Source organism: Nocardia goodfellowii, assembly GCF_017875645.1.
GTDB lineage: Bacteria > Actinomycetota > Actinomycetes > Mycobacteriales > Mycobacteriaceae > Nocardia > Nocardia goodfellowii.
In genome coordinates this window covers 5,292,380-5,318,360 of record NZ_JAGGMR010000001.1, presented here as the reverse complement: position 1 = coordinate 5,318,360, position 25,981 = coordinate 5,292,380, and the positions used below count along the sequence as shown (strand labels likewise).

24 protein-coding genes are annotated in these 25,981 nt (G+C 68.3%); 16 read left to right on the top strand and 8 right to left on the bottom strand.

From position 1 onward, the window contains the following. Positions 1-25: 25 nt before the first annotated feature. The 6 genes from BJ987_RS24460 to BJ987_RS24435 all read right to left on the bottom strand — a co-directional run bounded on the left by BJ987_RS24460 (position 26) and on the right by BJ987_RS24435 (position 5,896). Complete coding sequence (locus BJ987_RS24460) at positions 26-544, bottom strand: hypothetical protein (RefSeq protein WP_209894528.1); 519 nt, start codon at positions 542-544, stop codon at positions 26-28. Further along, positions 541-1,659 (bottom strand): acyl-CoA dehydrogenase family protein, encoded by a 1,119-nt coding sequence (locus tag BJ987_RS24455; RefSeq protein ID WP_209894525.1) that lies wholly within the window; start codon positions 1,657-1,659, stop codon positions 541-543. The genes BJ987_RS24460 and BJ987_RS24455 overlap by 4 nt, the downstream gene beginning before the upstream one ends. Further along, on the bottom strand, positions 1,656-2,855 hold the full coding sequence (locus BJ987_RS24450) for an acyl-CoA dehydrogenase family protein (RefSeq protein WP_209894522.1): 1,200 nt from the start codon (positions 2,853-2,855) through the stop codon (positions 1,656-1,658). Before BJ987_RS24450 ends, BJ987_RS24455 begins: the two co-directional genes overlap by 4 nt. Next, complete coding sequence (locus BJ987_RS24445) at positions 2,852-3,634, bottom strand: enoyl-CoA hydratase/isomerase family protein (RefSeq protein WP_209894519.1); 783 nt, start codon at positions 3,632-3,634, stop codon at positions 2,852-2,854. The genes BJ987_RS24450 and BJ987_RS24445 overlap by 4 nt, the downstream gene beginning before the upstream one ends. Positions 3,635-3,638: 4 nt before the next feature. After that, positions 3,639-4,637 carry an acyl-CoA dehydrogenase family protein gene (locus BJ987_RS24440; protein ID WP_372446952.1) on the bottom strand — a complete coding sequence of 333 codons (999 nt, stop codon included), beginning with the start codon at positions 4,635-4,637 and terminating at the stop codon, positions 3,639-3,641. A gap of 110 nt (positions 4,638-4,747) precedes the next feature. Continuing rightward, entirely contained in the window at positions 4,748-5,896 is a 1,149-nt protein-coding gene (locus tag BJ987_RS24435) for an acyl-CoA dehydrogenase family protein (RefSeq protein WP_209894512.1), read from the bottom strand. Between the two features lie 75 nt (positions 5,897-5,971). Here BJ987_RS24435 and BJ987_RS24430 point away from each other — a divergent pair, with 75 nt between their 5' ends. The 13 genes from BJ987_RS24430 to BJ987_RS24370 all read left to right on the top strand — a co-directional run bounded on the left by BJ987_RS24430 (position 5,972) and on the right by BJ987_RS24370 (position 20,228). Next, positions 5,972-6,778 (top strand): FadR/GntR family transcriptional regulator, encoded by an 807-nt coding sequence (locus BJ987_RS24430; protein WP_209894509.1) that lies wholly within the window; start codon positions 5,972-5,974, stop codon positions 6,776-6,778. Positions 6,779-6,993: 215 nt separating this feature from the next. Beyond that, complete coding sequence (locus BJ987_RS24425) at positions 6,994-8,589, top strand: SMP-30/gluconolactonase/LRE family protein (protein ID WP_245366110.1); 1,596 nt, start codon at positions 6,994-6,996, stop codon at positions 8,587-8,589. Positions 8,590-8,597: 8 nt separating this feature from the next. After that, positions 8,598-9,446 carry an SDR family NAD(P)-dependent oxidoreductase gene (locus tag BJ987_RS24420; protein WP_209894505.1) on the top strand — a complete coding sequence of 283 codons (849 nt, stop codon included), beginning with the start codon at positions 8,598-8,600 and terminating at the stop codon, positions 9,444-9,446. A gap of 27 nt (positions 9,447-9,473) precedes the next feature. After that, positions 9,474-10,829, top strand: a complete 1,356-nt coding sequence (locus BJ987_RS24415) for an aromatic ring-hydroxylating oxygenase subunit alpha (protein ID WP_209894503.1) — start codon at positions 9,474-9,476, stop codon at positions 10,827-10,829. Between the two features lie 28 nt (positions 10,830-10,857). Further along, positions 10,858-12,681 carry a flavin-containing monooxygenase gene (locus tag BJ987_RS24410; protein WP_209894499.1) on the top strand — a complete coding sequence of 608 codons (1,824 nt, stop codon included), beginning with the start codon at positions 10,858-10,860 and terminating at the stop codon, positions 12,679-12,681. 10 nt (positions 12,682-12,691) lie between these two features. Next, entirely contained in the window at positions 12,692-13,609 is a 918-nt protein-coding gene (locus BJ987_RS24405) for an SDR family NAD(P)-dependent oxidoreductase (protein WP_209894496.1), read from the top strand. Positions 13,610-13,611: 2 nt separating this feature from the next. Next, complete coding sequence (locus BJ987_RS24400; RefSeq protein WP_209894493.1) at positions 13,612-15,318, top strand: thiamine pyrophosphate-binding protein; 1,707 nt, start codon at positions 13,612-13,614, stop codon at positions 15,316-15,318. Next, positions 15,318-16,754, top strand: coding sequence for an aldehyde dehydrogenase family protein (locus BJ987_RS24395; RefSeq protein ID WP_209894490.1), 1,437 nt, complete (start codon positions 15,318-15,320; stop codon positions 16,752-16,754). The genes BJ987_RS24400 and BJ987_RS24395 overlap by 1 nt, the downstream gene beginning before the upstream one ends. Positions 16,755-16,756: 2 nt before the next feature. Further along, positions 16,757-17,584 (top strand): TauD/TfdA dioxygenase family protein, encoded by an 828-nt coding sequence (locus BJ987_RS24390; protein WP_209898975.1) that lies wholly within the window; start codon positions 16,757-16,759, stop codon positions 17,582-17,584. Continuing rightward, positions 17,581-18,324: an SDR family NAD(P)-dependent oxidoreductase gene (locus tag BJ987_RS24385; protein WP_209894487.1), complete on the top strand. Its 744-nt coding sequence runs from the start codon at positions 17,581-17,583 to the stop codon at positions 18,322-18,324. Before BJ987_RS24390 ends, BJ987_RS24385 begins: the two co-directional genes overlap by 4 nt. Before the next feature lie 19 nt (positions 18,325-18,343). Continuing rightward, positions 18,344-18,925, top strand: a complete 582-nt coding sequence (locus BJ987_RS24380; RefSeq protein WP_209894484.1) for a carboxymuconolactone decarboxylase family protein — start codon at positions 18,344-18,346, stop codon at positions 18,923-18,925. A 24-nt stretch (positions 18,926-18,949) separates the two neighbouring features. Next, positions 18,950-19,816, top strand: a complete 867-nt coding sequence (locus BJ987_RS24375; RefSeq protein ID WP_209894481.1) for an acyl-CoA thioesterase — start codon at positions 18,950-18,952, stop codon at positions 19,814-19,816. A gap of 13 nt (positions 19,817-19,829) precedes the next feature. Beyond that, complete coding sequence (locus tag BJ987_RS24370) at positions 19,830-20,228, top strand: DUF427 domain-containing protein (RefSeq protein ID WP_209894478.1); 399 nt, start codon at positions 19,830-19,832, stop codon at positions 20,226-20,228. Here BJ987_RS24370 and BJ987_RS24365 read toward each other — a convergent pair. After that, entirely contained in the window at positions 20,203-21,096 is an 894-nt protein-coding gene (locus BJ987_RS24365; protein WP_209894474.1) for an alpha/beta hydrolase, read from the bottom strand. The two genes, BJ987_RS24370 and BJ987_RS24365, sit on opposite strands and share 26 nt — an antisense overlap. A gap of 20 nt (positions 21,097-21,116) precedes the next feature. Continuing rightward, entirely contained in the window at positions 21,117-21,833 is a 717-nt protein-coding gene (locus BJ987_RS24360; RefSeq protein WP_209894472.1) for an enoyl-CoA hydratase/isomerase family protein, read from the bottom strand. 151 nt (positions 21,834-21,984) lie between these two features. On the opposite strand from BJ987_RS24360, the gene BJ987_RS24355 reads away from it, so the two are divergent. The 3 genes from BJ987_RS24355 to BJ987_RS24345 all read left to right on the top strand — a co-directional run bounded on the left by BJ987_RS24355 (position 21,985) and on the right by BJ987_RS24345 (position 25,969). Further along, complete coding sequence (locus BJ987_RS24355; RefSeq protein ID WP_209894469.1) at positions 21,985-23,166, top strand: amidohydrolase family protein; 1,182 nt, start codon at positions 21,985-21,987, stop codon at positions 23,164-23,166. Further along, a complete protein-coding gene (locus tag BJ987_RS24350) occupies positions 23,163-24,596 on the top strand; it encodes a FadD3 family acyl-CoA ligase (RefSeq protein ID WP_209894467.1) in 1,434 nt (477 codons plus the stop codon). Before BJ987_RS24355 ends, BJ987_RS24350 begins: the two co-directional genes overlap by 4 nt. A 119-nt stretch (positions 24,597-24,715) precedes the next feature. Next, complete coding sequence (locus tag BJ987_RS24345; RefSeq protein ID WP_209894463.1) at positions 24,716-25,969, top strand: amidohydrolase family protein; 1,254 nt, start codon at positions 24,716-24,718, stop codon at positions 25,967-25,969. The last annotated feature ends 12 nt before the right edge of the window (positions 25,970-25,981 follow it).

Below are 25,981 nucleotides of genomic sequence, written 5' to 3'. Positions count from 1 at the left end.
CGACGGCGGCCGCCGTCGGCTCGCCCTACCGCAGGGTGATGCCGGGCGGCCGCCCGGTCGACTCGTCGCGGTAGCAGGACTCGACCGCGGCGATCGGCGTGTCCGGCAGGGCGACGGCGGCCCAGGCTCGCGCTTTGAAAGCCCTTGCCGCATAACTCAACCGGTACTCCATGGTGCGCATGCGAGCACCGAGCTCCGGCGGACAGGACGCACCCCAGACGGTGATCTCCATCGGTGCGCACGCCAGCTGCCCGAGCGCGCAGTCCCGGATCCGCGCATCGGCTTCGAACAGGTCGCCCGCGACCGCGATCGCCTGCGGCGCGAATTCTCGCAGAACGGCCGACGGGTCGAGTTCGGGATCCAGCGCGTGTGCCCCCAGGATGCGCAACGGCCGGGAATCGGCCGGCGCGGTCACGATCGTGACATCCCATCCGGCCATGGCCCGGTCGCAGATCCAGCCGCCGGCGCAGCGAACCACCTCCAGCGCACTGGGGGCGAAGACCGCCATCCGATACCACTGGTGCCGTCGCGGCCGCGCAGTCATGCTCGATGGTCCTTCCCGAGGCCGTAGCGGGTGGAAATCCGGCGGCGGTGTGCGGCCGGGGCGCCATAGAGGACCCGGTTCAGGGTCGCGCGCTCGAGATAGCGATGAATGCCGCTCTCCCAGGTGTAGCCGTAGCCGCCGTGCAATTGCAGTGCCTTACCGGCGATGTCGACCGCGGCGGCGCAAGCGTGGGCTTTGGCCATGGCGACGGCGACTTCTGCGTCCGGGCCGGGTTCCGCGACCTGGCGCACCGCCGCGTCGACCAGGTGCCGGGACACCCTGAGTCGCACCAGCATGTCGGCGCAGGCGTGTTTCACCGCTTGGAACGCACCGATGGGCCGGCCGAACTGCGTGCGGGTCGTCGCGTAGGCGACGGTGGCGGCGAGCACGGCTTCGCTGAGGCCGAGGCTGTCACAGGCGACGGCGACGGCGGCTCGATCGTGTACCCGCCGCAGGGCGCTCGCCGGGTCGCCGGTGAAGCGGTGGATCGAGTCCGGTGACACTCGGAGGTCCTCGGCCACGAGGCATCCGAAGGTTCGGGTCCGGTCCAGTAGAGGCTGTGCGGTGCGGGAGATCCCGGCGGTCCGGGCGGCCACCGATACCACCACCGGCAGACCGTCCGTATCGGTCGCGAACAACAGCAGCCGATCGGCCGCAGGCGCGTCGAGCACGAATTCCGCACTCCCCGACAGCGTTCGTTGCCCGCCGCGCAGCCGCAGCCGAAACGGCGCTGCGGTGGGGCGGGCCGCGCCCGCATCGGAGGTGAAGGCGACCGCCGCGGTGGATTCGCCCGCCGCGAGGGCGCGTAGCAGTCGGTCCCGGCCAGGTTCGGGGGCGAGCAGCAGGCAGGTTCCCGCGGCGAGAACAGCGCTCGGATACGAACCCCGCGCCACGGCCCGCCCCCATTCCCGCGCGACGACGGCCGACTCCGCGAAGGTCGCCCCCGCGCCGTCGAATTCCGCCGGCACCTCCAGTCCGAGCCAGCCCTGCCGGGCGGCGAGCGCGCGATCGACGGACCCGCCGGAACCGGTCCGCGCCAGCACGTTTCGGGCCACCGCGCGCAACTCCGCATGCAATGCGGCGAAGTCCGGGTTCGCCGACGCCGTCTCGGTCATCGCCCGGCCGCCGGTTCCCGGGGCAGACCCAGGCCGCGTTCCCCGATGATGGTGCGCTGTATCTCGCTGGTGCCGCCGGGGATGGTCCATTCCCAGGACCCGATGAAGTCCAGCATCCAGGCCCCGGATTCCCAGCCGCCCGACCGCGGTTTGCGCAGCACGCCGTGAGCCGCCACGCCGCTGATCTCGGTCCCGAAATCGGTGATCCGCTGGAGCAGTTCGCTGTAGTACAGCTTCACGATCGAAGCGTCGGCCGGGCCCGCGGCGTCGCGTTCGTCGCGTTCCACGAAGTCGCGGCAGAGTGCGCGCAGACCGGTGATCTCGGTGTCGAAGGCCGCCAGCCGGTCCAGGACCACCGGATCATCGAGCGGGCGACTGCCGTCGGAAGCGGTGCGGGCGCATGCCTCGAGCAGCCATCGGAAACCGGCGTGGCCGAGACGCTCCGCCAGTTCCAGCATGGTCAAGCCGCGTTCCGCGCCCAGAGTGCGCCGCGCCAGCTGCCAGCCCGCGTGTTCCCCGCCGATCAGGTTCGCGGCGGGAATCCGAACTTCGTCGAGGAAGATCTCGCAGAAGTGAAATTCGCCGGTCGCTTGGCGGATGGGCCGCACGTCGAGGCCGGGTGTCCGCAGGTCCAGCAGGAAATACGAAATGCCCTGCCGTGGGGGTGCACTCGGGTCGGTCCGGGCCAGCAGCAGGCACCAGTCGGCGTACTGCGCACCGCTGGCCCACACCTTCTGCCCGGTCACCACGTAGTCGTCGCCGTCGCGCCGCGCGGCCGTGGACAAGGCCGCCAGGTCCGAACCGGCCCCGGGTTCGGAGAAGCCCTGGGCCCAGATCTCGCCGTCGAGAATGGCGGGCAGGTGGCGGGCTTGCTGGGCCGGGGTACCGGCGGCGAGCAGCGTCGCGGCGGCGTGATGGATCGCCACGAAGGCCAGCACCAGCCGCGGGGCGTCGTGCGCGGCGAGCTCCTGATACAGCACGACCTGGCGCGAGATCGGTATGCCGCCACCCCACTCCCGCGGCCAGTGCGGTACGGCGTAACCCGCGCCGCGCAGCGTGCGGAACCAGTCCTGCTGAAAGGCTACGAATTCGGCGTCGGTCGCACCGGTCTGCGCCGCCCGCCAGTCGCCCGGAATGTGCGCACGACACCAAGCCCGCACCTCGGCCCGGAATTCGGTCAACTCGGCCGTCGTCATCGCGTGGCCGCCCGCTCCCGCAGCGCCGACAACCGCGCCCGATGCTCGGCGGACCGCATGGTGACCACTTCGGCGGCGAAACCCGCTTGCAGTGGGCCCGCCAGTGCTCGGGAAAGATGCATGTTGACCACACGTTTGGTGGCCCGAAGCGCTTCGGCGGGCTGTGCGGCCAGCCGTTCGGCCAGCCGATGCGCGGCGGGCAGCAACTCCTCCGGCGCCACGACGCGGCTGGCCAATCCGAGTTGCACGGCGGTCGGCGCGTCGATGCGGTCGCCGGTGAACAGGTACTCCCGGGACCGCAGGATCGGTGTGAGCAGCGGCCAGAAGGCCGCGCCGCCGTCTCCCGCGACCAGCCCGACCGCGACATGCGGGTCGGCCAGATACGCCCGCTCGGAGATCAAGGCGATATCGCTGAGGATCGCCAGGCTCGCGCCCAGCCCCACGGCCGCGCCGTTGATCGCGGCGATGACCGGCAGCGGGAACCGCAGCATCTCCTCGATGATCTGCGCACCCTCGCGGATGCTTTCGTCACGTGCCACCGGGTCGTCGAGAAACGAGGTGATCCAGTCCAGATCACCGCCCGCGCTGAAGGCTCGCCCGGCCCCGGTCAGAATGACCACCCGGGCCTCGTGATCGGCCGCCAGCTGCCGCCAGACATGGGCCAGCGCCCAGTGCATGTCGGCATCGACCGCATTCAGCTCGTCGGGACGATCCAGCACGACCACGCGAACCGAGCCATCGGCCCACACTCGCACCGCGTCCGGCAGTTCGTAATCCATACCCTCACGCTCCCTGCGCGTTTCCCGAGAACAGACCCGTCAGCCCGCGGCGGCCGATGCGGCGCGTCAGCAGGTCTTCCGTGCCCGCGCTGCCGAGTGGCAGCCTGCGCAGCGGCAGGCTGTACCGCGACAGCCACGACAACGGCGACTCGTCGCAAAACCCGAGCGCACCATGTAGTTGATGCGCCACCCGGAACACGATCTCGGCCGCCTCGAGCGCCGCCAGCCGCAACGCCAGCGCGTCGTCGACCGCACCGGGATCGCGGGCGGCGATGCCGCACAGGGCGTATCGCGCCAGCATGTCCACCCCCCGGCGCTCGACCTCGGCATCCGTCAGCTGAAATTGCACCGCCTGAAATTCCGCCAGCGGCTGCCCGAACTGCTCCCGCGTCAACACATGCGCCCGCGTCAGATCCAGCGCGCGATCCAGCATCCCGAGCAGCGTCCAGCACGGGAGCACCAATCCGAGCGCCAGATCCAGCGCGCCCTGCTCTTGGCCCACAAAGTCTTGCGTCCCGGCAGTTCCGCCGCTCGCAACCGCACGGCCTACATCTGGGACGTCTACGGCTTCCGACCTGCCCCCCAACGCGGCACTGTGACCAGCTGACCGGGCGTCGGCCTCGGGGCGGTTGGCAACCTGCCCGTACGGCCGCCATTCCAATCGGGTGCTGAAAGCTGTGTGGCGCGGCGGCGCATCAGTATGCGTCACTGTGACGTTGCCGAAGCTACCGTCGAGTGTCACTGCCGCCCAGCGGAAGTCGAGGCCCGCGAGCGGTCCTCGAGGGTCACGTTCGGAAATCACCACGAGACCGTCCACGGCGTAGCCGTCGGGGTCCTGGTGGTGCGGACGCGCCAGTCGCTCGGCCACCGGGTAAGGGATCGACCAGTAGCCCGCGCTGCGACAGAGGGCGGCAACTGCTTCCAGTTCGCCGGGATCGCGGCGGGGCGCGAGATCCCAGGCACCGAGGCGGTCGAGGATCGGTTCGACCAGTTCTCGTCGCAGACGCGGGTCCGGCTCGGCTCGCTGGAGTAGCGCGTGGCCTCCCGCCAGCTCGAAGGCGCGGCGGGCTTGCCGTCCGAATTCCAGTGCCTCCGGGGCCAACTGCACGTCCATCACGCAGCCTCCAACAGGGTCCGCGAAAGCAGGATTCGCTGCATTTCGATGCTGCCCGAGGCCACGGTCGAGGCCTGCGCGTAGCGCCAGTGGTCGGCTACCGCGCGCCGGTAGCGGCGGCCGGGTTCGTCCTCCGGTGCGGCGGCGGCGATTTCGGCGAGGACGGCGGCGCTGTCCTGATCCAGCCGGGTGACCGCGATGCGGTAGGCGGCGGCGTCACCCGGCGCGACCTGCCCCGCGTCCTGTAGGGCTACGACCTGGTAGGCCAGCAGCCGGGCGCGGCGGCAGTGCACGAGCATGCGCGACCACCGCCCGCGCAGCTGCGGCACGAGTTGCGCCCATCGCGACTCCCCCAGCACCCGCGGTGCGGCGTGCAGCAATCGTTCGCAACGTGCGTACCGCGCGATCCCGACTCGTTCGAAGGCCAATACTTCGCGCACCACCTGCCAGCCGTCGCCGACGCGGCCCAGCACGTCGGCCTCGGTGGCCCGGACGCCGTCGAAGAACACCTCGTTGAGATGGTGCGGCCCCAGCATGGATCGAATCGGGCGGACCTCGAGGCCGGGGCTCGACATCGGGAGCAGAAAAACCGTGAGGCCCTGCTGCTTTCGCTCCGCTTTCGAGGTGCGGGCGAGCAGGAAGCACCACTGCGCCAGCTGAGCGTAGGAGGTCCAGATCTTCTGACCGGAGATCGACCACCCATCCCCGTCCGGGCGCGCGGCGGTGCGCAGCGAGGCCAGATCCGAGCCGGAGTCGGGTTCGCTGAAGCCCTGGCACCAGATCACCTCGCCCCGCGCGATCGAGGGCAGATGTTTGCGCCGCTGGTCTACGGTCCCGTGCCGCATGAGCGCCGGGCCGACCCAGTTCACGCCCATGTATTGCGCTCCCCGGGGTTCGTGATGAGCCCACATCTCCTCGCGGACCACGGTCTGTTCCCACACCGAGGCGTCCCGGCCGCCGTACTCCGCGGGCCACGCCGGACAGAGCAGCCCCCGATCGGCGAGCGCCCGGCAGAAGTGCTGGGCCACGGCCAGATCGGCCGGGTCGTCGGTGAACGCGCCGAGGTAGTCCGCGGGCACCTCCGCCGCCACGAGCCGGCGCAGTTCACCGCGCAGGCGCGCCGCGGCTTCGCCCATCTCGAAGTCCATGCGGCGGACAGTACTTCAATCCTCATAAGGATAGCAATGTTTGAATGGTCAGAACCCTGTGGGTAAACTCGCGAGGTGACCAACCCCCGCCGAGTCCGGATCCCGCAGCGCCGCATCGCGGAAACCGTTGCCGCGGAACTGCGTACCCGCATCCTGAGCGGCGACGACGAATACCGGCTGCCCACGCAGGACCAGCTGGTGCAGGACTTCGGGGTCAGCTATCCCTCGATCCGGGAGGCGCTGCGCATCCTCGAGACCGAGGGCTTGGTGACCGTCCGGCGCGGCAATGTCGGCGGCGCCGAAGTGCATCGGCCGAACGAATCCTCGGCGGCCTATCACCTGGGGTTGGCGCTCCAGGGCGCCCGGGTCACCCTCGGCGATCTGGCCTCCGGCCTGCGCACCCTGGAACCGATGTGCGCCGCCGAGTGCGCGCGGCGCGCCGACCGCGCCGAGGTGGTGATTCCGGCCTTGGAAGCCAATATCGCGGCCTGCGAGGCGCTGATCGGCGAAGGCATCGAATTCACCCACACCGCCCGCGAATTCCATGATCTGGTCGTGTCCTTCACTCCCAACGCCACGGTGCGCTATGTGGTGAGCAGCCTGGTCGCACTGTGGTCGGCCCAGGAAGAGGCCTGGGCCGAGGTGCTCACCAAGCGGGGCGAGTATCCCTCCCCGACCGATTCCGCCGAGGCCGTGCACACCCACGTGCGCATCACCGAGGCGATCGCGGCGGGCGACGACGCGGCGGCCGAGCGCCTCTACCGGGTGCACCTCGCCGCCACTCAGACCCTGGTGCTGGATCGCTTCGACAACGGGGTCGTCAACGCTTCCGCCGATGTGGTGCGTCAAGCCATGCAATCGAGCCGGGGCATGCGGATCTAACTTCCCCGACCACTTCTACCCAGCCTGGCCCGCGAATCCATTCGCGGGCCAGGCTTTTTCGCGCCCGCCCGGTCAAATGTCAAGTATTGCTATCCTTATGAGGATTGTCGTACTGTGGCCGCACAAGCCAGTGGCCTGCCGCACGAAACGGCCCGATCCGGCCGTCGCGCAGATCGCCACGCACATCGACGTTCTCACCGTTCAGGGAGGCCGCCTTGAGTCAGGGCGCGCGGTACAGCAGCACCACATCCATCACCCTCGCTCCGGGGGTGCGTATCGAACGACTCACGCCCCCGAGCAGGCTGTTCGGCGCGAACGGCCTGCGCACCGGCGCTGACAATCGCATCTACGTGGCGCAGGTGGCCGGCAGTCAGATCAGCGCCCTGGACGTCGGCACCGGCGATCTCGAAACCGTCAGCGCCAAAGGCGGCGCCATCGTCGCCCCCGACGACATCGCGTTCGACCCCGACGGCAATCTGATCGCCACCGAGTACATGAACGCGCGAGTCAGCTTGCGCGGCAAGGACGGTCGCACGCGCGTCATCCGCGACGACATTCCCGGCGCCAACGGCATCACCGTGCATCAGGGCCGGCTGTTCGTCAACGAATGCCGGATCGGCGGCCGCCTGATGGAGCTGCCCCTGGACGGCGGTGCGCCGCGAATTCTGCAGGACAACCTGCCGATGCCCAACGCCATGGAGGTCGGACCCGACGGCCTCCTCTACTACCCGGTCATGGGTACCAACGACATCTGGCGCATCGATCCCGACGGCGGTGTGCCCGAACGAGTCGCGGGCGACCTCGGCGTGCCGGACTCGGTCAAATTCGACGCCGCGGGTTTTATCGTGTCCACCCAGGTACAGACCGGCGAGGTGTTGCGCATCGACCCGCGCACCGGTGACCGGCAGGTGCTGGCCCGCTTGGCGCCGGGCCTGGACAACTGCACCTTCGTCGGCGACCGGCTGTTCGTCTCGAGTTTCACCGGGGAGATCACCGAAATCCGCCCGGACGGCGAGACCCGGGAGATCCTCGCGGGCGGCCTGATGTGGCCGCTGGACCTGACCGCCGGGCCGGACGGCGACCTCTACCTCGCCGACGGCACCTATCTCTACCTGCTGCGCAACGGCGAATTGCACCAGATGGCCTCGCTTTTCAGTCCCGGCACCCCCGGCTACGTGCGTGGCATCACCGCCGTAGGCGCGGACGAGATACTGTGCACGACTTCCACCGGCGAAATCTCCTATTACCGCCCGGGTCCGGACGCGCGGACCAAGGTCGTGGCACAGGGTTTCGATCAGCTCTACGGTGTCGCCGTGACCGCGGATCGGACGATCGTCGCCGCGGAACTCGGCGCCGGACGGGTGCTCTCGCTCCGATCGGGACAGGTTTCGGTCCTCGCGTCCGGCCTCGATGCCCCGATGGGCGTCGCATTCGCCCCGGACGGCACCGTGCTGGTCTCCGAGTCCGGCGCGGGCCGGATCACCGGGATCAACGACGCCGGGGTGGACACCGTGGTGGACGGACTCGAGACACCGCAGGGAATCCTGGTGCACGGCAACCGATTGCTCATTCTCGATGCCGGTCTGAAGGCGCTGGTCAGCGTCGATCTGGACACCAAGGCGCGCCAGACGCTGGCCACGCACCTACCGGTGGGCGCGCCACCCGGCGTGGTCGCCGAACCGCTGCGCGGGACACCCCCGTTCTCCGGCCCGATGGGCCCGTTCGCCGGCCTGACCGCGGGGCCGGACGGCACCGTCTACCTCTCGGCCGACGCCGAGGGCAGCGTCCTGGCCCTGCGGTTCACCGAGTAGGGGAAGCCATGGCGCACAATACTTTTCCCGGCCTGGGCGGACGCGTCGTCATCGTCTCCGGTGCGGGCGGCGGCGGCATCGGCACAGCGGTGACCCGCATGCTCGCCGAAGCCGGGTCGACGGTCATCGCGGTGAGCCGATCGAAAGATAATCTCGCGGCCAACGTCGAACCGCTTGCCGCCGAAGGCCTTCCGGTCATCGCGGTGGTGGCCGACGCCGCCACCGACGCGGGCATCACCACCGTCCTCGCCCACGCCCGGCAGACGCCGGGCGAGCTGTACGGCCTGGTCAATGTGGCGGGCGGCGCCGCACCCGCGACCTGGATGCCCGCCACCCGGGTGACCCGAACCGACTGGCGCGCCCTGTTCACCCAGAACCTGGAAACCATGTTCTTCATGAGTCAGGCAGTCGCCGCCGAGTTGACCACGCGCGGCCTGCCCGGCTCGATCGTGTCGATCTCCTCGATCAGCGGTATGAACACCGCGCCCTTCCATATCGCCTACGGCACCGCCAAGGCCGCCCTGGTCGCGGCGACCCGCACCCTCGCGGTCGAGCTGGCGCAGCACGACATCCGGGTCAATGCCGTCGCTCCGGGCGTCACCGAAACTCCGGCGTCGCGCGCCTATGTCGGCGCGGATCCGGAGCGGGACCGCCGGGCCATCGCGATGGGCCGGCGCGGACAGCCGCGAGAGCAGGCGAGCGCGGTCGCGTTCCTGCTGTCCGAGCTGGCCGGCTACATCACCGGGCAGACCCTGCTGGTAGACGGTGGCCTCAATCTCAAGTGGACCCATCTCGGCGCGGACCACACCTCGCTGTTCCTCGAGGACGACGGCTTCCGCGCGGCCATCACGCACTGACACCACGGTTTCCACCAGGAGGACGCCATGACCGAAACCGCTCCGGCGCAACCGCTCTCCACCCCGATGACGATCGGCGTCGAGGCCTACATCTGCCCCGACTACGCCCGCGCCGAAGGCGACAAGCTGTGGGCCAAGGTCTGGCAACAGGCCTGCCGGGTCGAGGAGATCCCGCGCGTAGGCGACTTCCTGACCTACGAGATCGGCACCGACTCGGTCATCGTCGTGCGTACCGGGCCGGACACCATTCGCGCCCATCACAATGTGTGCGCGCATCGGGGCAGGCGGCTCGTCGACATCCCGCCCGGCGCGCACGACGCGCGTGGCAGCCGCAAACAATTCGTCTGCGGCTTCCACGGCTGGCGCTACGACTTGCAGGGCCGCAACACTTTCGCCGCCGAGCGCGAAGACTGGCCGTGCGGGCTGACCGAACGCAACGACGGCCTGACCGCGGTACAGGTCGATACCTGGGGCGGCTGGGTCTGGCTGAACCTGGATCCGGACTGTGAACCGCTACGGGACTACCTGGAACCGGCGGCGAGTCTGCTCGAGCATTTCGAGCTGGAGAACATGCGGTACCGGTGGCGGCGCTGGCTGACCTTCGACTGCAACTGGAAGGTCGCCTTCGAGGCGTTCATGGAGACCTACCACGTGCCCTACACCCACCCGGAGTTCATGAATTTCGGTCAGTTCCTGGGCTGGGCGCGGGTGCAGGGCAAGCACAGCAATATCGGCTACGACGCACCCAAGGGTATGGAGGAGAACCAGGCCAAGGTGCGCTTGGGCAGCGGTCCGGACGCCCGGGTGTCGACCGCGACCTTGCAGAATTTCACCTGGGAGAACGCGAATACCAACACCACCCGAACGCTGGTCGATGTCGCGAATCGGCTGGTCGACGAATTGCCCGAGGGCACCCCGGCTCCGGAGGTGCTGCGCTACTGGCTCGATACCGCGCGGTCCGAGGACGAGGCCCGCGGCGTCGTCTGGCCCAAGGTCGATCCGGACATCGTCGCCGCGGCCGGCACCGCGTGGCAGATCTTCCCCAACTTCCAGATTGGCCACGCGCTGAACAACATGCTCTGCTACCGGTTCCGGCCCTATGGTCAGGATCCGGACCGGTGCGTCTTCGAAGCCGCCGTCTTCGAACTCTTCCCGCCCGGCGAAGAACCGCACACCGAGTGGGAGTACACCCCCGTGGGCGATCCGAACTGGCGCTCGGTGCTGCCGCAGGACTTCGACAATATGGCCGCCGTCCAGCAGGGCTTGAAGAGCCGGGGCTTCTCCGGCCCGAAACCCAATCCCTATCGCGAACGCAGCGTGGTCAATCTGCACCACAACCTCGCCAGGTACATGGGCACCGGCGCACCCCGCGATCTGACCTGAATCAACCACCCCAGCAAGGACATTCGAGATGCACGACTGTGCGCCCACGCAAACCCCCGAGATCGACCCGACGGCGCTGCGGGACCGCTACCTCGCCGAACGCGACAAGCGCCTGCGCACCGAGGGACAGGGCCAGTACCTGGTGACCGAGGACGGGTTCGACGAGTTCTACGCGGCCGATCCGTACACGGCGGTCGTGCCGCGCGCCCCGATCACCGCCGAGTTCGGCGTGGCCATCCTCGGCGGCGGCTGGGCGGGGCTGATCGCCGCGGCCCGGCTCGAGCAGGCCGGCGTCACCGATTTCCGGATCATCGAACTCGGCGGGGATTTCGGCGGGGCGTGGTACTGGAACCGGTATCCCGGCATCCAGGTCGACACCGACAGCTACAGCTATCTGCCGCTGCTCGAGGAAACCGGCTACATCCCCACCGAGAAGTACGCCCACGGCGACGAATGCTTCGAGCACGCGCAGCGGATCGGCAAACATTTCAATCTCTACGAGCGCACCGTCTTCAGCACGCTGGTGACAGCGCTGGCGTGGGATGCGGCGACCGGGCACTGGCGGATCGGCACCAATCGGGGTGACGACCTGCGCGCGCGGTTCGTGATCATGGCGCAGGGCCCGTTCAACAAACCCAAATTGCCCGGCATCCCCGGCATCCACGACTTTCAGGGACACAGTTTCCACAGCGCCCGCTGGGATTACGAGTACACCGGCGGCACGATGCGGGGCGGGCTGGACAAGCTGGCGGGCAAACGAGTGGCGGTGATCGGCACGGGAGCCAGCGGCATCCAGGTGATTCCGCATATCGCGCGGTCCGCCGAGCATTTGTACGTCTTCCAGCGAACGCCGTCCTATATCTATGACCGCGGCAATGTGCCGACCGATCCGGAATGGGCCGCCTCGCTGCGGCCCGGCTGGACCCGCGAGCGCAAACGCAACTTCCACACCGCCGCCTTCGAGGCGTTCGCCCCCGGCCAGCCCGATCTGATCTGCGACGGCTGGACCGAGGTCAGCCGCAATCTGGCGGCACACCTGACCGCCACCGACGGCTGGGCCACGCTGACTCCCGAGAAATTCCTGAAGTTGCGCGAGATCGAGGATTACAAGGCGATGGAGCGCGTGCGGCGGCGCGTCGACGAGGTCGTCCACGATCCGGCGACCGCGGCGGCGCTCAAGCCCTACTACCGATTCCTGTGCAAGCGGCCGTGTTTCAGCGACGACTACCTGCCCACCTTCAACCGCTCGAACGTAACCCTCATCGATGTGTCGGAAACCAAAGGCGTGGAACGCATTACCGCCCGGGGCATCGTCGCGCACGGCGTCGAGCATCAGGTCGACTGCCTGATCTTCGCCAGCGGCTTCGAGATCACAACCGATCTGGACCGCCGCCTGGGCATCGCACCGTTCACCGGCCGGGACGGGCTCTCGCTCTACGAGCACTGGGCCCAGGGGTACAAAACCCTGCACGGACTCACCGCGCACGGCTTCCCGAACGTCTTCTTCACCGGATTCCTGCAGGGCGGGGTCACCGCCAGCACCACCGACATGTTCGATCAGCAGGCCGGTCACATCGCCTACATTGTGGCCCGCGCCTTCGAATCCGGCGCCACCACGGTCGAACCCACCGCCGAGGCCGTGGCCGAATGGTGCGCCACCGTCCGCGACACCGCCGTCGACAATTCCGGCTTTCAGCGCGAATGCACGCCCGGTTACTACAACAACGAGGGCGAGCAGCGGATTCGGTCACATCTCGGCGAGCCCTACTGGCCCGGCTTCTACGCCTTCGAGGATCTGCTCGAGGCCTGGCGCGCGACCGGCGACCTGCCCGGCCTCACGCTCGGCAAGTGAGGGGCGAGTCATGACTCAACTCAGATTCGACGGTCGCGTCGCCGTCATCACCGGCGCCGGTCGCGGCCTCGGACGCGCCTATGCCGAGTTGCTCGCCGCGCGCGGCGCGCGCGTCGTGGTCAACGATTCCGGCGGCACGCTCCGAGGGGACCGGCGCGAGGCCGAGGTCGCCGCGGACGTGGTGCGCGGGATCCGGGATTTCGGCGGCACCGCCGTCGCGTGCACCGACTCGGTCGCCACTCCCGCCGGCGGGCAGGCGATCATCGATACCGCCCTCGACACCTACGGCCGCGTCGATATCCTCATCCACAACGCGGGCACCGTGCGCCCGGGGTCGCTCACCGAATTGAGCTTCGAGGATTTCGAGGCGGTCCTGGATGTGCACCTGCGCGGCGCGTTCCACGTCGTCCGGGCCGCCTTCCCGCACCTGAGTGCGGCCGGGTACGGGCGGGTGGTACTCACCTCCTCCATCGGCGGGCTGTACGGCAATCAGCGAGTCGCCAATTACGCCGTCGCCAAATCCGCGATGATCGGGTTGTCCAACGTGATCGCGCTCGAGGGCGCGGCGGTGGGCGTCACATCGAATGTGATCGTGCCCGCCGCGCTGACCCGGATGGCTGAGGGCATCGACACCTCCGCCTATCCGCCCATGCAGCCCGAACTGGTCGCACCGGCGGTGGGCTGGCTCGCCCACGAATCCTGTTCGGTCAGTGGCGAAATGCTCGTCGCGATCGCGGGCCGGGTGGCGCGGGCGTATATCGCCGAGACGCCCGGGGTGTACCAGCCGTCCTGGACGGTCGAGCAGATCGCCGGGCACATCGACGAGATCCGCGACACCACCGGCAAGAACTGGATTCTGCCGGTCGTCCCGTCCGCGCACACCGACCACATCGTCAAGAGCTTTGCCTTGGCCGCCGAAGGGAAGTGACCATGGGAGTCAAAGTCTACGAACGTATTCTGGATCTGTTCGAGGCCGAGGGCATCAATATCCTCTTCGGCATCCCGGACCCGAATTTCGTGCACCTGTTCCATCGCGCGGAGGAACGCGGCTGGCAGGTCGTCGCGCCGCACCATGAGGAATCCGCCGGGTTCATGGCCGAGGCCGTCTCGCGGATGACCGGTACGGCCGCCGTGTGTATCGGGACGCTCGGCCCGGGTGTGGCGAACCTGGCGGGCGCCATGATGTGCGCGAAAGTCGAGAATTCGCCCGTGATCTTCCTGGGCGGCCAGCGCTCCAGGATCACCGAGCAGCGGGTACGGCGCGGCCGCATCCAATTCGTGCGGCAGTCCCGTTTGTTCGAGCCGTCGGTCAAGTACGCGGCAAGCATCGAGTACGCCGACCAGACCGATGAGATCATCCGCGAGGGTCTGCGCAAGGCACTGTCCGGCACGCCCGGGCCGGTGTACCTCGAATATCCGACGCACGTCATCCAGGAGGAGCTCGACGTGCCGGCGGCCTTGCCGCCCACCAGGTACCGCCTGGTGGGTCAGACCGCGGGACCGGATGTGGTGGCCGAGGCCGCGGCGCTGATCCGGGCGGCGCACCGGCCCATCCTGCTGGCCGGGCACGGAGTGCACACCTCGCGCGCCGGGCAGTCCGTCCGGGCGCTGGCCGAGAAAATGGCGTGTCCGGTCATCCAAACCTCCGGCGGCACTTCCTATATCGAAGGTCTGGAGGATCGCACCTTTCCCTATGGTTTCTCCCCTGCCGCGGTGGACGCGGTGGTGCAGTCGGATCTGTGCCTGGCCATCGGCACCGAGCTCGGCGAACCGGTGCATTACGGCCGGGGCCGGCACTGGGTCGCGGGCGAGGCCACCCGCAAGTGGATCATGATCGAACAAGACCCCACCGCCATCGGCGTGAACCGGCCCATCGACGTGCCGCTGGTCGGTGACCTGCGCGCGATCGTGCCGCAGTTGACCGCGGCCCTGCCCGACGCGCCGCGCACCGCGACCGCGGAGCTGTCCGGGTGGATCGAGCAGGACGCGGCCCGGCTGGCGGAACTTGCCGCCACCGCGCCCTCGGGCCTGTCCCCCGTGCATCCCGCGCGCCTGATAGTCGAGGCGACGCAGGCTTTTCCGCCGGACGGCATCATGGTCCGCGACGGCGGCGCCACCACGATCTTCGGCTGGACCTACTCCCAGGCCAAACCGCGCGACGTGATCTGGAACCAGAACTTCGGCCATCTCGGCACCGGCCTCCCCTACGCCGTGGGCGCCTCGGTCGCCGACGGCGGCAAGCGACCGGTCATGCTGATCACCGGCGATTCGTCGTTCCAATTCCACATCGCCGAACTCGAAACCGCGGCGCGCTTGCACCTGCCGCTGGTGTGTGTGGTGGCCGTCGACTACGCCTGGGGGCTGGAAGTCGGCGTCTACAAGCGGACTTTCGGGCCCGGTTCGCGCGAGACCGGCGTGCACTGGAGCACCGCCACACGTCTGGACACCGTGGCCGAAGGCTTCGGCTGCTACGGCGAATACGTCGAGCGCGACGCGGATATCGCGCCCGCCATCAAACGCGCCTACGCCAGCGGTAAGCCCGGAGTGATTCATGTGGCTGTCGATCCGGCGGCGAATTCCGAGGAGATGCCCAGCTACGACGAATTCCGTACCTGGTACGCGGAAGGAATGCAGTGATGCGCGAGTATACGAAGTTCTATATCGGCGGCCGGTGGGTGGATCCGGCGGGTCCGGACACCTTCGAGGTGATCAACCCGGCCACCGAGGAGCTGGCCGGCCGGATCGCGGCGGGCACGGCCGCCGATATCGATCGAGCCGTCGCCGCGGCCCGGCAGGCCTTTCCGGCCTGGTCGGCGACCACGGTCGCCGAGCGGCTCGAGCTGCTGCACGCTATCGCCGACGCCTACCAGAAGCGCCGGGACGACTTGGGCGCGGCGCTCACCGAAGAAATGGGCGCGCCCGCCGCGCTGGCCCACGGTTTCCAATTGGACCTGGCCGCAGGGCATTTGGGCAAGGCGATCGAGGTGCTGGCGCAGTTCCGCTTCAGCGAGCAGCGGGGGTCGACCCTGATCGTCAAGGAGCCGATCGGTGTCTGCGGCCTGATCACACCCTGGAACTGGCCGTTGAACCAGATCGCGGTCAAGGTGTTCCCGGCGCTCGCCACCGGTTGCACCATGGTGCTCAAGCCGTCCGAGCGGTCGCCGTTCACCGGCCGGCTCTTCGCCGAAATCCTCGATGCCGCGGGCGTTCCCGCGGGTGTGTTCAATCTGGTGCAGGGTGACGGGGCTGGGGCCGGGTCCCCGCTGTCGGCGCATCCGGACGTGGACATGGTCTCCTTCACCGGTTCCACTCGGGCCGGCATCGACATCGCCCGCACCGCCGCGCCCACGGTGAAGCGGGTGACCCAGGAGCTGGGCGGCAAAAGCCCCAATATCGTGCTCGACGACGCCGATTTCGCCGCCAATGTCGGCAAGGGCGTGGCCGCGGTGACGCTGAACTCCGGTCAAACCTGTAGTGCTACCACCCGCATGCTGGTGCCTCGAACCCGGATGGCCGAGGCCGTCGAGGTGGCGCGCGCGGCGGCCGAGCGGGTCACCGTCGGAGATCCGACCGGCGCGGCCGAGGTCGGCCCCGTGGTGTCGGCCGCGCAATTCGAGCGGATTCAGTCGCTCATCCAGCAGGGCATCGACGAGGGAGCCACGCTGGTGACCGGTGGCGTGGGCCGCCCGGCCGGGTTGACGCGCGGCTTCTATGTCAAGCCGACGGTGTTCGCCGATGTCGGCAACGACATGGCCATCGCCAGGGAAGAGATCTTCGGGCCGGTGCTCAGCATTCTCGGCTACGACGATATCCAGCACGCGGTGGCCATCGCCAACGACACCGAATACGGTCTCGCCGCCAATGTCGCCGGGGCCGACCTGGATCAGGCCCGCGCGGTCGCGCGCGAGATTCGGGCCGGGTACGTCTCGATCAACGACGGCTTCGACTTCGCCAGTCCGTTCGGCGGCTACAAGAAGAGCGGAAACGGCCGGGAATGGGGCGAATTCGGCTTCGCGGAGTACCTGGAGACCAAGGGCATCCTCGGGTACGCGCCCGAGGACGCGCAGGCGTGAGCATGTCCGCGATCCGCACGAAAGTACTCAGCGCCCGCGTCGGGGTGGAAGTGCTCGACGTCGACGCCGACAGACTGCTGCACGACGACGCGCTCGCCGGTCGCTGCGTGTCCTTGCTCGAGCAGCACGGCGTGGTGCTCTTTCGCGAAGTGCACGCGGGTGACGAGATACAGGTGGCGTTCGCCCGGAAGCTCGGCCCGCTGGTGCAATTCGGCAAGTACGCGAACCCGGATGTCATGGAGATCAGCTTCGACCCGGCCAATCCCAACGCGAAATACTTTCCCAGCAACGACTATTGGCATATCGACGGGTCGATGGACGCGGTCCCCGCCAAAACATCGGTGCTGAGCGCGCACCAGATCACCGACGAGGGCGGCGAGACGGCCTTCGCCAGCACCTATGCCGCGTACGACGAACTCTCCGCCGCGGAGCAGCGGCGCTTCGCCGGACTGCGGGTCGTGCACCGGATGGCACGCATCCAGCGTCTGAGTTATCCCGATCCGACATCCGAACAGCTGGCGGACTGGGCCCGCTGGCCCGACCGCGTGCATCCGCTCGTGTGGACGCACGAATCGGGTCGCAAGTCACTGGTCATCGGTGCGAGCGCCGCGGAGGTCATCGGCCTGGACCCGGCCGAGAGCCGGGCGCTGCTCGACGAGCTCGAACAGCGCGCGACCACACCCGATCGCGTCCTGACCCACGCCTGGTCGGTCGGGGACCTGGTGCTGTGGGACAACACCGGGCTGGTGCACCGGGCCTGCGCATTCGATCGATCCCAGCCCCGGCGCATGCACCGATCCACGGTGGTGGGCGAGGAGTCGATCAAATGACCGCGCGCACAGCGATTGTCACCGGTGGTGCGTCCGGGATCGGGCTGGCGATCAGCGTCCGGCTGGCCGCCGACGGCGCGTCGGTCGCCGTGTTCGATGTCGACGGCGACGCCGCGCGGGCTGCGGCGGCCACGATCACCACCGGCGGCGGCACCGCCCTCGGCCTGGGCGTCGATGTCACCGATCGCACTGCCATCGACAGCGCGGTCACCGAGGTGTGCGCGACCCTGGGCCCGCCCGCGATTCTGGTGAATTGTGCCGGCGTGACCGTCGCCGGGCCGTTCCTCCAACTCGCCGCCGATACCTGGAACCGCGTTCTGGCGGTCAATCTCACCGGCACCTTCGACTGCTGCCAGGCGGTGCTGCCGCACATGATCGAGCAGCGCTGGGGGCGCATCGTCAATATCTCCTCCTCCAGCGTGCACAGCGGGGTGCCCGGGATGGCGGCCTACGTGTCGTCCAAAGCGGGCACGGTGGGCCTCACCAAAGTGCTGGCGCTCGAATTCGGCCGCGACGGCGTCACCGTCAATACGATTCCGCCCGGCTTCATCGAGACGCCCATGATGCGGGACAGCCTGCGCAAGGGCGTCTTCGATCTGGACCAGCAGGTCGCCAAGACGCCGGTCGGCCGGGTCGGCCGACCGGAGGACATCGCCGCGACCTGCGCGTTCCTGGTGAGCGAGGAGGCGGCCTACATCACCGGACAAGTCATCGGCGTCAACGGTGGCCGCAATACCTGACCTTCCCGAAAGAGCTGTGATGCCCCGTATCCCACCCACCCCGGAGCCGGACTGGTCCGCGGAGATGACCGCCTTCATCCAGGAATTCCGTAACTCCGCCCGCACGGGCAAGCCGAAGGCCCAACGCCAGAGCGGGGCCAACCTGCTCGGCACCCTCGCTCGCTACCCCGCGCTGGCCCAGCCGTTCCTGCTGTTCAATCGTCATCTCCTGCAGGGCAATTCACTGTCCGTCCGGCACCGCGAACTGCTCATACTCCGGGTGGCGCACCTGCGCGGCAGCGACTACGAATGGGCCCAGCACGTACTGCTGGCCGCGGACGCCGGGCTCGGGCCGCGAGACATCGCCCGGATCGCCGCGGGCCCGGACACCCCCGGTTGGCCACCTACCGAACAGAACCTGCTGCGGTCGGCCGACGAACTGCTCCTCGACGGCTCGATCACCGAATCGACCTGGCACGCGCTCGCGGCGGAATTCACCGAGCACCAGCTCATGGACATCGTGTTCACGGTGGGCGCCTACGCACTGGTGGCGATGGCGCTGCGCTCGTTCGGCGTCGAACCCGAACCGGGCCTCGTCCCGCACCTGCCCGTCCGCCCATAGCGCCGCACTACGACTGGAGACCCGATGTGGAGTCAGGCCGAACTGCTGCGGCTGATGGATGTGCGGCCCGTGACCGCGGGCCGGTATCACGCGCCCGCGCACGGCCCCACCGAACGCGATGTCGTGGAAGCCGGGCAGTTACTCGGCGCCGCGGTGGTCGCGAGCGCCAAACAGGTGCCGCACCAGCGGGTGGTCTCGGCATCGATGATCTTCAGCCGCGCCGCCGCGCACACAGCCGAACTGGCGGTGACGGTCGACGTACTGCGCGCGGGCCGCACCTTCAGTTCCGCGCAAGTCCAGGTGCACCAGCATGATTCGCTGTGCTGTGCGGGCGTCGTGCTCCTGGATGCCGATCCGCCCGACCTCATCCGTTCCACCGCCCCCATGCCCGAGGTCGACCCGCCGGGCCGGTTGCGCGCGCACGAGCTGCCCGGCACCGTGGTCGCGGGCCGGGAGATCCGCGTGGTCGGTGACGCCTATACCGACGACGCGGCTCAGCTCGGCCCCCCGGAATTGTTCGTATGGACCAAGTTCCGGGACAAACCGGAGCAGCAGTACCTCGACGCCGCGCTGCTGACCCAGTCCACCACGCACTGGACGGTCGCCGCCGCGCTGCGCCCGCATCCCGGCTTCGGCCAGTCGATGGCACATCGCTCGATATCCACCGGAATCACCATGGCCACCATCACCTTTCACGACGACGCCGACGTGACGCGGTGGCTGCTGTACGCCACCCGGGTCATCTACGCCGGGCGTGGCCACGCGCACGGTACCGGCCGGGTCTACACCGAAGACGGCATCCTGGTCGCCTCCTACACCGTGCACGCGATGGTGCGCGGACTCGACCATCCGAATACCCGGAGCCACCCGGGCTCCCGACCCGTGCTTTGAGAAGGGACCATCGATGCAGCGATCGGGCTTCGCCGACCGGCCAGACTACCGCGTCAGCATTCAGCGTGTCCGCAATCTGGTCCGGGTGACCGACGCGGGCGCGACGCTCGCGGAATCCCGAGCGAGTCTGCTGGTGGCCGAACAGGATCACGGCATCGTGTTCTACCTGCCCGAGCAGGACGTGGATTTCGAGCTGCTCGTCCCGGACGCGTACACGTCGCGCTGTCCCTTCAAGGGCACCGCCCGGTACTGGCGTGCCGCGGCCGGATCGGTCCCGGTGGCCTGGGCGTACCACGATCCCTATCCGGAGGTCGCGCTGCTGCGCGGGCATATCGGTTTCTATCAGGACCGGGTCCAGCTCACGGTCGGAGTGGCGGACCCGGCGGTCAGCGCTCCCGGGACGGGCCGGTGACCTTGGTCAGGCATTCCTCCGCGAACGCCAAGACCTCGAGGTGATACGCCGCGGCGGTGTAGCCGAGGCTCAAATTGTGTCCGGCGTCGCGCTGCACCTCCACCTCGACCCGCGGTGCGGTGGTGAACATTCCGGCGTATCCGGCGAGGGCCTCGGCGTCGGTGCGCCATACCTGCTCGTGCTGACCGACGGTGATATGCAGCGGAATCTGCACCTGCGCGGCCAGGCCCGGGAATTCGCTCTGCGAGCGCAGATGGGCGGCGACGTTCTCGTGCGCCGGGCGCGGCGCGCCGATCGCGGCGCCGCCGACGAGTTCGGGCGGATAGGCGCGCTCGGGATGCCACACGAGATGCCGGACATTCGGCGTCCGGCCCGACCCGGGCGGCGCCGCGAGGTTCGGCTGGATGCCCGACCCGCCGAGCTCCATGCCGAGCAGATGCGGGCCACGCGCGTCGGCGGCCATGTGTACCGCGAGTTCGCAACCGGCCGAATGTGCCAGCAGGAAAACGCCTTTGCCGCGCGGGCGCGACCCCAGGACCGCCTCCAGCGTGGCGTACATCAGCTCCATTCGCCGCCGCGGGTCCTCGAATCGCTCCGAATACGCCGCGCTGCCGCCGTAACCCGGCCGGTCCAGTGCGAGCGCGGTGTATCCCAGTCGCGCCGCCGTGCGCAGCAGCGAAAGCCGGGGATGACCAGGGCAGTCGAAGTAGACGGAGGTGGTCTGGCCGCCGTGCAGCGCGAGCAGCACCGCCCGCGGCTGGTGCGCCTCGGCCAGCAAACCGGTCATCGGGATGCCGTCGACCTCGGCGACCACCGGCACCGGGCGCTCGTATTCCAGCTCGAGCAAATCGAATTCCGAGAGTGTCATGGCCTGCCCTCTTTCTCGCACTAGCTACTTCGCTTCATGACCCGGTCCGCGGCCGCCCAATGCGCATCCTGGACCCAGAGCCGCGCGAACGCGGTCACCGCCTCCTGCGCCGGGACACCCGCCAGCACGCGTTTGATCTCCCCCGCCGGACGATTGGCCAGCGATCGGGCCAGAGCGCGCCAGCCGTCCTCGAAATCCGCACGGGGCAGAACCTTCTGCACCAAACCGATTCGCTCCGCCTCGAAGGCGTCGAGCGTGACGCCGGAGCCGGCCAGCAGCAGCGCCCGGCTGCGGCCCACCAGCTCCGCCAGCCGCTCGGCGCCGCCCCAGGCCGGCATGATCTCCAAGGTGACCTGATTGAAGCCGATCTTGATGTCGTCGGCCGCCACCCGGATGTCCGCGGCCACGGCGACTTCCGCGCCGCCCCCGAAGGCGTGCCCGTTCAGCACGGCGAGCACCGGAGCGGGAAATTCCGCCAGGAGATCGCAGATCTCCCGCATGCGCCAAGCCATCGCCGCGGCCGCCTCCTCGGTGCGTAACGCACTGAGCTCCTTGAGATCTCCACCGGAGACGAAGGCCTTGTCGCCCGCGCCCCGGATCACCAGGGCGTGGGCGCCGGCGGCCGCGGTGATGGCCTTCTCCAGTTCGTCCATCGTGGCCGGCGCGATGGCGTTTCGAGCGTGCGGGCGATCGATCGTGATGACCGCGACTCCCGCGTCCAGTTCCAGATCGACCATATCCAGCACTCCTTCGTAAATTTGATTCTCCCTTTCGGAGAATAGCCTACCCTAAGGTCAGCGGCCTATACCCAATGTGGACGTAGCTACAGGGCATTGCCAGGCACGCAGTGTGAGAATACTATTCTCACAAATCGCGAAGGAGGATTCCATGACGGCCACCGCCCTGCCGTACCCGCTGTTCGACGCCGACAATCACCTCTACGAGACCGAGGATTCGCTGACCAAGTACCTGCCCGACAAGTACAAGAAGGCGATCCAGTACGTCCAGGTGAACGGCCGCACCAAGATCGCGGTGCGCGGCCACATCAGCGAATACATCCCCAACCCCACCTTCGAGGTGGTGGCGCGGCCCGGCGCCATGGAGGACTACTTCAAGAACGGCAACCCGGAGGGCAAGAGCAAGCGCGAGATCTTCGGCAAATCCATGAAGGCCCTGCCGGCCTTCCGCGAGCCGGGCGCGCGCCTCGCGTTGATGGACGAATTGCGGGTGGACCGCAGCCTGATGTTCCCGACCCTCGCGAGCCTGGTCGAGGAGCGGATGCGCGACGACCCGGAGCTGATTCACGTCGTGGTGCACGCGCTCAACGAATGGCTGCTCGAGACCTGGAGTTTCAACTACCAGGACCGCATCTTCACCACCCCGGTAGTTTCGCTGCCGATTCTGGACAAGGCCATCGAGGAACTGGACTGGGTGGTCGCGCACGGCGCCAAGGCCATTCTGGTGCGGCCCGCGCCGGTGCCCGGCTTCCAGGGCCCGCGCTCGTTCGCGCTCCCGGAATTCGATCCGTTCTGGCAGCGGGTCGTCGAGCACGACATCCTGGTCGCGATGCACTCCTCCGACAGCGGCTACTCCCGCTTCGATGCCGAGTGGGAGGGCAGCAAGACTGAGATGCTTCCGTTCCAGACCAACGCTTTCCGGATGGTCAACGAATGGCGGCCGGTGCAGGACACCGTCGCGTCCTGGGTGTGCCACGGTGCGCTGTTCCGCTTCCCCGAGTTGAAGCTGGCGATCATCGAGAGTGGATCGGCATGGCTCAAACCGCTGCTCGAGACCCTCGCCGACGTCTACAAGAAGGCGCCCGAGGGCTTCGGCATGCAAGACCCGGTCGCGGCGATCAAGAAGAGCGTCCACGTCAGCCCGTTCTACGAGGAAGGCGTCACCGAGCTGATCGATCTGGTCGGCGTGGACCGGGTGCTGTTCGGTTCGGACTATCCGCATCCGGAAGGCCTGGCGGAGCCGACCCACTTCGCCGATATGCTCACCCACCTGCCGGTCGAGGATCAAGCCAAGATCATGGGCGGCAATCTCGCACGGCTACTGGGCGTATGACCGGACCCGCCTCCACGCTTCCGCAGCTGGTCCAGCGGGCGGCTGATCGCTTCGGTGCTGCCGAAGCGATCGTCGACGGGCCGCTGCGGCTGAGTTTTACCGCACTCGCCGACCGGGTGCGCCGGGCGGCCGGCGCATTCGCCGCGGCGGGGATCGACAAGGGCGACCGGGTGGCGATCTGGGCACCGAACTCGGCCGAATGGATTATCGCCGCCTTCGGCGCGCTGACCGCGGGCGCTGTCCTGGTCCCGGTCAACACCCGGTTCCGAGCCGCCGAGGCGGCGGACGTGATCGACCGCAGCGGCGCCAAACTGGTTCTGGTCCAACAGGGCTTCCTCGGCATCGAGCACACCGCCCCCGGCGGTCTGCCGCTGATCGACCTCAAATCCGATTTCCTGTCCAGCGGTACGCCGTTCGAACGCGAGGTCAGCGGCACCGATATCGCCGACATCGTCTACACCTCGGGCACGACCGGAAAACCCAAGGGCGTCATGATGAATCACGCCCAGACGCTGCGCATGTATTCGGAGTGGTGCGATCTGGCCGACCTGCGCCAGGGCGACCGCTACCTGATCGTGAACCCGTTCTTCCACACTTTCGGCTACAAGGCCGGTGTGGTCGCCGCGCTGATCCGCGGGGCGACCATCCTGCCGGTGGCGGTCTTCGATGTCGACCGGGTGCTGGAACTGGTGCAGCGCGAACGGGTGACCATGCTGCCGGGACCGCCCACCCTGCTCGCCGCCCTGCTGTCGGCCGCGAGCTCGCACGACCTGTCCTCGTTGCGCGCCACGGTGACCGGGGCCGCAGACATCCCGGTGGAACTGATCCGGCGCGTCAGCACCGAGTTGCCGTTCCAGTCGATCATGACCGGGTACGGGCTCACCGAGGCGGGCACGGCGACCGCGTCCCGGCCCGGCGACACCATCGAACAGATCGCCACGACAGTCGGAACGCCCTGCGCGGGAATAGAAGTGCGCATCGCCGAGGACGGCGAGGTGCTGGTTCGCGGCTACTCCGTGATGCAGGGCTATCTCGACGACCCGGAGGCGACCGCGGCGGCCATCGATGCCCAGGGCTGGCTGCACACCGGCGATCTGGGCAGCCTCGACCCCGACGGCAGACTCCGGATCGTCGGCCGCAAGAAGGACATGTTCATCGTGGGCGGCTTCAACGCCTATCCCGCCGAGATCGAGGGCGTCCTGCTCCAGCATCCGGCGGTGGCGCAGGTCGCGGTCGTCGGCGTCGCGGACGAACGGCTCGGGGAGGTCGGGAAAGCCTTCGTCGTCGCCGAAAGCGCGGTCACCGACGCGGAATTGCTCGAGTGGGCGCGTGCGCACCTGGCGGGATACAAGGTGCCGCGCTCGGTGCGGTTCCTGGACGAACTGCCGCTGAACGCGACCGGAAAAGTGCAAAAGGACCGCCTGCGATAACGGATGCACTGTTATTCTCTTTCGAGAGTGACATTCTCCACTAGCGAGATCTACGATCTCTTCATACCGGGACCGGTGCGTGACAGCTCCGCCGACCCGGTCACACAGCGAGGAATCAGATGAACATCGACGACATGATTCTGGTGAGCATCGACGACCACGTCGTCGAGCCGCACAACATGTTCGACGGCCGGGTGCCGAGCAAGTGGGCCGAGGAGACGCCGCGAGTCGTCGTCGACGAAAAAGGCATCGACCGATGGATGTACCGCGGCCGGCCCACCGGGGTGGCCGGTCTCAACGCCGTGGTCTCCTGGCCGCCGGAAGAATGGGGGCGCGATCCCGCCGGCTACGCCGAGATGCGCCCGGCGGTCTACGACATCCACGACCGCATCAAGGATATGAACGCCAACGGCATTCACATCTCGATGTGCTTTCCCACTTTCGCCGGCTTCAGCGCGGGACATCTCAGCCACTTCAAGGACGAGATCACCGTCGCCATGATCCAGGCCTATAACGATTGGCACCTCGAGGACTGGGTGGGCGCCTACCCGGACCGGTTCATTCCCAATGCCATTCTGCCGCTGTGGGATCCGGCGCTGGCCGTCGCGGAGATCGAGCGCCTGGCGGCGCGCGGCTGCCATTCGGTCACCATGGCCGAGCTTCCGCACATCGACGGACTGCCCAGCTACCACGACATCGACTATTGGGGGCCGGTCTTCACCGCGCTGTCCGACCACGGCACCGTGATGAACCTGCACATCGGACAGGGCTTCGGCGCGCTGCGCCTGGCACCCAACTCCCCCATCGACGCGCTGATGGTGCTGGCCCCCAGCATTTCCCAGCTCGCCGCGCAGGACCTGCTGTGGGGACCTGCCTTCCGTAGCTTCCCCGAGCTGAAGGTGGCGCTGTCCGAGGGCGGCATCGGCTGGATTCCGTTCTTCCTGGACCGCTCGGACCGGCACTACACCAACCAGCGCTGGCTGCGGCGCGACTTCGGCGGCAAAATGCCCAGCGAGGTTTTCCGCGAGCACGTGCTGGCCTGCTACGTCACCGACAAGACCTCGCTCAAATTGCGGCACGAGATCGGCATCGATTCGATCGCCTGGGAGTGCGACTACCCGCATTCGGATTCGCTGTGGCCCAACGCGCCCGAATTCGTCCTGGCCGAATTGCAGGCCGCCGGGGCGGACGACACCGATATCAACAAGATCACTTGGCAGAACGCCTGTCGATTCTTCGGTATCGATCCCTTCGCGCGCACGCCGCGGGAAAAGGCCACGGTCGGTGCACTGCGTGAGCTCGCCCGCGACGTCGATACCTCGACGAAATCGCGCAAGGAATACGCCGAGCTCTACGCCCAGCGCGCGCACTGACACATCGCACTA

Bases quoted from the DNA above. Each gene is read 5' to 3' on its own strand.
- BJ987_RS24380 (WP_209894484.1), top strand. From the start codon at position 18,344: ATGCCCCGTATCCCACCCACCCCGGAGCCGGACTGGTCCGCGGAGATG.
- BJ987_RS24375 (WP_209894481.1), top strand. From the start codon at position 18,950: ATGTGGAGTCAGGCCGAACTGCTGCGGCTGATGGATGTGCGGCCCGTG.
- BJ987_RS24350 (WP_209894467.1), top strand. From the start codon at position 23,163: ATGACCGGACCCGCCTCCACGCTTCCGCAGCTGGTCCAGCGGGCGGCT.
- BJ987_RS24345 (WP_209894463.1), top strand. From the start codon at position 24,716: ATGAACATCGACGACATGATTCTGGTGAGCATCGACGACCACGTCGTC.
- BJ987_RS24445 (WP_209894519.1), bottom strand. From the start codon at position 3,634: ATGGATTACGAACTGCCGGACGCGGTGCGAGTGTGGGCCGATGGCTCG.
- BJ987_RS24385 (WP_209894487.1), top strand. From the start codon at position 17,581: ATGACCGCGCGCACAGCGATTGTCACCGGTGGTGCGTCCGGGATCGGG.
- BJ987_RS24450 (WP_209894522.1), bottom strand. From the start codon at position 2,855: ATGACGACGGCCGAGTTGACCGAATTCCGGGCCGAGGTGCGGGCTTGG.
- BJ987_RS24410 (WP_209894499.1), top strand. From the start codon at position 10,858: ATGCACGACTGTGCGCCCACGCAAACCCCCGAGATCGACCCGACGGCG.
- BJ987_RS24360 (WP_209894472.1), bottom strand. From the start codon at position 21,833: ATGGTCGATCTGGAACTGGACGCGGGAGTCGCGGTCATCACGATCGAT.
- BJ987_RS24400 (WP_209894493.1), top strand. From the start codon at position 13,612: ATGGGAGTCAAAGTCTACGAACGTATTCTGGATCTGTTCGAGGCCGAG.
- BJ987_RS24420 (WP_209894505.1), top strand. From the start codon at position 8,598: ATGGCGCACAATACTTTTCCCGGCCTGGGCGGACGCGTCGTCATCGTC.
- BJ987_RS24460 (WP_209894528.1), bottom strand. From the start codon at position 544: ATGACTGCGCGGCCGCGACGGCACCAGTGGTATCGGATGGCGGTCTTC.
- BJ987_RS24435 (WP_209894512.1), bottom strand. From the start codon at position 5,896: ATGGACTTCGAGATGGGCGAAGCCGCGGCGCGCCTGCGCGGTGAACTG.
- BJ987_RS24370 (WP_209894478.1), top strand. From the start codon at position 19,830: ATGCAGCGATCGGGCTTCGCCGACCGGCCAGACTACCGCGTCAGCATT.
- BJ987_RS24395 (WP_209894490.1), top strand. From the start codon at position 15,318: ATGCGCGAGTATACGAAGTTCTATATCGGCGGCCGGTGGGTGGATCCG.
- BJ987_RS24355 (WP_209894469.1), top strand. From the start codon at position 21,985: ATGACGGCCACCGCCCTGCCGTACCCGCTGTTCGACGCCGACAATCAC.
- BJ987_RS24415 (WP_209894503.1), top strand. From the start codon at position 9,474: ATGACCGAAACCGCTCCGGCGCAACCGCTCTCCACCCCGATGACGATC.
- BJ987_RS24405 (WP_209894496.1), top strand. From the start codon at position 12,692: ATGACTCAACTCAGATTCGACGGTCGCGTCGCCGTCATCACCGGCGCC.
- BJ987_RS24455 (WP_209894525.1), bottom strand. From the start codon at position 1,659: ATGACCGAGACGGCGTCGGCGAACCCGGACTTCGCCGCATTGCATGCG.
- BJ987_RS24365 (WP_209894474.1), bottom strand. From the start codon at position 21,096: ATGACACTCTCGGAATTCGATTTGCTCGAGCTGGAATACGAGCGCCCG.
- BJ987_RS24390 (WP_209898975.1), top strand. From the start codon at position 16,757: ATGTCCGCGATCCGCACGAAAGTACTCAGCGCCCGCGTCGGGGTGGAA.